This is a genomic window from Sinomonas sp. G460-2, assembly GCF_047759905.1.
Taxonomy (GTDB): domain Bacteria; phylum Actinomycetota; class Actinomycetes; order Actinomycetales; family Micrococcaceae; genus Sinomonas.
Genome location: NZ_JBKZWT010000276.1, coordinates 1 through 4,769, shown reverse-complemented (window position 1 = coordinate 4,769; position 4,769 = coordinate 1). Strand labels below are relative to the sequence as shown.

5 protein-coding genes are annotated in these 4,769 nt (G+C 70.7%); 4 read left to right on the top strand and 1 reads right to left on the bottom strand.

Going from position 1 to position 4,769, the window contains the following annotated elements; all coding sequences use genetic code 11:
• The 3 genes from ACLN58_RS17920 to ACLN58_RS17910 form a co-directional block, all read left to right on the top strand.
• The coding region (locus ACLN58_RS17920) for a sensor histidine kinase (protein WP_415856603.1) at positions 1-1,102 on the top strand (1,102 nt) is incomplete at its 5' end.
• Positions 1,099-1,773: a response regulator gene (locus ACLN58_RS17915; RefSeq protein WP_415856602.1), complete on the top strand. Its 675-nt coding sequence runs from the start codon at positions 1,099-1,101 to the stop codon at positions 1,771-1,773. The genes ACLN58_RS17920 and ACLN58_RS17915, both read left to right, overlap by 4 nt.
• A 52-nt stretch (positions 1,774-1,825) precedes the next feature.
• On the top strand, positions 1,826-2,473 hold the full coding sequence (locus ACLN58_RS17910; protein WP_415856601.1) for an MOSC domain-containing protein: 648 nt from the start codon (positions 1,826-1,828) through the stop codon (positions 2,471-2,473).
• Positions 2,474-2,722: 249 nt separating this feature from the next.
• Here ACLN58_RS17910 and ACLN58_RS17905 read toward each other — a convergent pair whose 3' ends face one another.
• Positions 2,723-2,902: a hypothetical protein gene (locus ACLN58_RS17905; RefSeq protein ID WP_415856600.1), complete on the bottom strand. Its 180-nt coding sequence runs from the start codon at positions 2,900-2,902 to the stop codon at positions 2,723-2,725.
• Between the two features lie 388 nt (positions 2,903-3,290).
• Here ACLN58_RS17905 and ACLN58_RS17900 point away from each other — a divergent pair.
• Positions 3,291-4,769: DEAD/DEAH box helicase (locus ACLN58_RS17900; protein WP_415856599.1), on the top strand; the 1,479-nt coding region annotated here is incomplete at its 3' end.

Sequence of the window (4,769 nt, the reverse complement as noted above, 5' to 3'; positions counted from 1 at the left end):
CCGCTCGGCGCTCGGACTCCGGGCAGTCACGCTCATCGACCGCCGCGAGCCGGAGACGTCGCAGGCGGAGGCCCCCGGGTGGGAGGTCGTCGCGAGCGTTGGAGAGGCGCCGCCAGTCACGCCAGCCGCCGCGGACAGCGCGGTCGTGGCCGACGAGCGCTACACGCTCCTCGCGGGAGGCCGAGTGCTTGAGCCTGCCGATCTTCGCATGATGCAGGCGTTTGGGGCCTATCTCGTGGCGATCCGCCAGGGCCTTCAGCTCGAGTCGAGCCGCGAGGCCAATCGACGCCTCGAGGAGGGCAACTCGATCCGCACCTCGATCCTCCGTGCGGTCTCCCACGACCTCCGCACGCCGCTTTCGGGCATCAAGCTCAGCGTGAGCAGCCTCCGCCAGCCCGGCGTCGACTTCTCGCCCGAGGAGCGGGCCGAGCTGCTCGCGACCATCGAGGACTACACCGACCGCCTCTCGGTGCTCGTTGGGAATCTGCTCGACATGTCGCGCATCTCCGCGGACAGCGTCACGCCGCTCCTGCGTGCCGTGCGCTGGCGCGAGATCGTCCACGAGTGGCGCGGGGAGGCGGAGGGACGCGTCCAGGACTGGGTCCCGGCGGCGGCCCCCGCCGTCGAGGCCGATCCCGTGCTGCTCGAGCGCGTGGTCGCGAACCTCGTCGAGAACGCGCTCAAGCACGCGCCGGAATCTTCCGTGGAGCTCGAGGCCGGCCTCAGCGACCCGGACCCGGGGGGCGCTACGGCTGGCGAGCTCCGCGTCATCGACCACGGCGACGGCATCCCGCCCGACCAGATCCTCGCGGTCTTCAGCCCGTTCCAGCGGGCGGGTGATTCGGGCGACCGCACGGGCGGGGTCGGGCTGGGCCTGGCCGTCGCGAAGGGCTTTGTCGAGGCGATGGGCGGCCGCATCGTGGCCGGGCAGACGCCTGGCGGCGGCCTGACGATGCGCGTGATCCTTCCGCTCGCGGCGTCCGACGGCGGCCCGGAGTCTCTCGCGTTCGACGGCGGGACCGCGCCTTCCGCGCACGACGGCGGGACCGCGCCTTCCGCGTTCGACGGCGGGACCGCGCCTTCCGTGGAGTCCGCGCCGTGACGCGCGTGCTCGTCGTCGAGGACGAGGCCCAGATCGCGCGGGCGCTCCAGATCAACCTGCGGGTGCACGGCTACGAGGCGATCACGGCGCCGTCCGGCGAGGCCGCCCTCGAGGCCGCGGCGAAGGCCACGACGGACATCGTGGTGCTCGATCTCGGCCTGCCCGGCATGGACGGCGTCGAAGTGATCCGGCGCCTGCGGGAGTGGACCACGGTGCCGATCATCGTGCTCTCGGCCCGGCATGCTGCCGAGGACAAGGTCGAGGCCCTCGACGCCGGCGCGGACGACTACGTGACGAAACCGTTCGGCCTCGAAGAGCTCCTCGCGCGCCTCCGTGCCGCGGCGCGTCGCGGCGCAGTACGCCCCGAGACGCCGCGAGTCCAAACCGCGGACTTCAGCGTGGACCTCGCCGCACGCCGCGTGGTGCGCGACGGGAGCGACGTGCGCCTCACCCCGACGGAGTGGAACATTCTCGCGCTGCTCGTGCGGCAGCCCGGCACGCTCGTGACGCAGCGCGAGCTGCTCACTCAGGTCTGGGGCCCCGCGTACGCGAAGGAGACGCAGTACCTGCGCGTCTACATGGCCCAGTTGCGCCGCAAGCTCGAGCGCGATCCGTCGGACCCCCGCCACCTCAAGACCGAGGCCGGCATCGGCTACCGCTTCGACCCGTGACGAGGGCCGTCGAGGCTCCATCGGGCCGCCGTCGCGGGTAGGCTTTGGGGCCATGAAGACCGCCCGCGTCGTCGCCGTCTGCCGCGTCCAGCAGCTCCTGTCCGATCCCGGAACCGTGGGCGTCACCGCCATCGACAAGCGGCCGGTCGAGGGGCCCGTGCGCGTGCGCCGGCTCGGCCTCCACGGGGACGTCCAGGCCGATCGCGCGAACCACGGCGGCGAGAACAAGGCCGTCTATGCGTACTCCGAGGACGATGCCGCGCTGTGGGCGCGCGAGCTCGGTCGGGAGATCCCGCCCGGCTTCTTCGGGGAGAACCTGAGGGTCGAGGGGATCACGGCGAGCAAGGCCGTGATCGGCGAGCGGTGGCGCTTCCCGGGCGGGACGCTTCTCGAAGTCACGATGCCGCGAATCCCGTGCGCGACGTTCGCGCGCCGCATGGGCGAAGACGGCTGGGTCAAGCGGTTCATGGCCTCCGGCCTCTCCGGCGCGTACCTCCGCGTCATCACGCCGGGCGACCTCGAGGCCGGCGAGGTGTTCGCGGTCGAGCATGTTCCGGACCACGGCGTGCGCGTGGGGGAGTGGATGGCGGACCCGACGCCAGAGCGCGCCGAGGCGCTCCTTGACGCCGAGGCCGAGGGGGTCATCCGCCTCGCAGCCGAGATCCGCCCGTACATCGACCGGGCGCTCGGCCGCTCCTAGGGCAGCCGTCCCCGCGCCGCACGACCGTCCCTCGCGCTGCACGGCCGTCCCTCGTGCTGCACGGCCGTCCCTCGCGCTGCACGACCGTCCTCGCGCCGCACGCCCGTCCCCGCGCCGCACGCCCGTCCCTCGCGCTGCATAGCCGTCTGCCAGAGGCATAACCGTCCCGCGTGCGGGGCGGTTATGCCTCTACCGAGCGGTTGTGCCGCAGAAGGGACGGTTGGGTGCTGCAGTCGCCTCCGCGCGCAGTTACCGGATCTCGTAGGTGCCGTCGAGCCGTGCCCGCACTATGACATGCCCGGTCATGGCGCGGAGCGCATCGTCGAGCGCGAAGTCCTCGGGGGCCCGCAGGTCGGGACGCTCCCAGACGAGCTTGTCGTGGCCGGCTCGCCGGTGGCGCAGGGCACGGCCGAGGGGGTTTGGGGGCATGACCCCAACGTAGCCCGAGAAAACTCACTGTGCCCAAGCTCACTGTGCCTAAGAAAGCTCACTGTGCCCAAGAAAACTCACTGTGCCCAAGCTCACGGTGCGCTGGCGGACGACGGCGCGTGGTCGCCGTCGTGCGTCCTGTACAGTAGTTGTATCCCCCACTGCGCCGGTATTCCCTTTTCTTGCCCAATTGTTGAGGCAGGAGTAGAGCGTGTTGGGGCCCGCTAGGCGGGCAGTTTCATAGGGGAGTCCGGCTGAAGTAAACGCTGACAGTGCGCGTGTGGCGCCGAAATGCAGCGAGAAGTCCTGCCACGGGATTGAGATAGCGCCGGGCTTCGGTATTTGACCGACGAGCCGCCCGAGGCTCCCCAACCCCGAGGACACCCCTATGTCTGAAATCCTTGACGCCCTGAACGCCGCCGCCGAGACCGACTCTGACGCGACTTCCCAGAGCGCCCCGCAGGAAAACTCTCCGCAGGAGAACGCCGCGCAGGAGAACTCCTCGCAGGAGGACGCCCCGCAGGAGAACGAAGAGCGCGGCGTCCTGTTCACCGACCTTGGCATCGACGGCCGCGTCCTGGCCGCGCTGCGCGACGTCGGCTACGAGAAGCCCTCGCCCATCCAGGCCGCCACGATCCCGCTGCTCCTCGAGGGCCGCGACGTCGTGGGCCTCGCCCAGACGGGTACCGGCAAGACCGCGGCGTTCGCCGTCCCGGCGCTCTCGCGCCTCGCGGAGCTCCACGATCAGAACGGCCCGTCCCGCGCCACGCAGGCGCTCGTGCTCGCCCCGACCCGCGAGCTCGCGCTTCAGGTCGCGGAGGCGTTCACCTCCTACGCGAAGCACCTCGAGGACTTCACGGTCCTGCCGGTCTACGGCGGTTCGGCCTACGGCCCCCAGCTCGCGGGACTCCGCCGCGGCGCCCAGGTCGTGGTCGGCACGCCCGGCCGCGTGATCGACCACCTCGAGAAGGGCTCGCTCGACCTCTCGGAGCTCCAGTACCTCGTGCTCGACGAGGCCGACGAGATGCTGCGCATGGGCTTCGCCGACGACGTCGAGCGGATCTTCCAGGAGACGCCGGAGGGCCGCCAGGTGGCGCTCTTCTCGGCGACCATGCCGTCCCAGATCCGCCGCATGTCGAAGCAGTACCTCAACGATCCCGAAGAGATCACGGTCAAGTCCAAGACCACCACGGGGACGAACATCCGTCAGCGCTTCGTGCAGGTCATGGGCTCGCACAAGGTCGACGCGCTCACCCGCATTCTCGAGGTCGAGGACTTCGACGGCGTCATCGCGTTCGTGCGCACCAAGATGGCCACCGAGGATCTCGCCGACAAGCTCAAGGCGCGGGGCTTCCAGGCCGCCGCGATCAACGGCGACATCGCCCAGGCGCAGCGCGAGCGCACGGTCGAGGCGCTGCGCGAGGGCAAGATCGACATCCTCGTGGCGACGGACGTCGCGGCCCGTGGCCTCGACGTCGAGCGCATCAGCCACGTGGTCAACTACGACATCCCGCACGACACCGAGAGCTACGTCCACCGGATCGGCCGCACGGGCCGCGCCGGGCGCAAGGGCGACGCGATCCTGTTCATGACCCCGCGCGAGAAGTTCCTTCTCCGCGCCATCGAGAAGGCGACCCACCAGTCCGTCGAGCAGATGTCGCTGCCGACGGCGGAGACGGTCAACTCGCTGCGCATGAGCAAGTTCGCGGACCAGATCACGGACACGCTCGAGACCGAGGATGTCTCCCTCTTCCGCGAGCTCATCGCGTCCTACGAGGCGGAGCACGACGTCCCCGCGGCGGAGATCGCGGCGGCGCTCGCGGTCATGGTCCAGGGCGACGCCCCGTTCTTCGTCCAGGAGCTCCCG

Excerpts from the sequence above, each read along its gene's own strand:
- ACLN58_RS17905 (WP_415856600.1), bottom strand. The coding sequence starts at position 2,902 with ATGCCCCCAAACCCCCTCGGCCGTGCCCTGCGCCACCGGCGAGCCGGC.
- ACLN58_RS17910 (WP_415856601.1), top strand. The coding sequence starts at position 1,826 with ATGAAGACCGCCCGCGTCGTCGCCGTCTGCCGCGTCCAGCAGCTCCTG.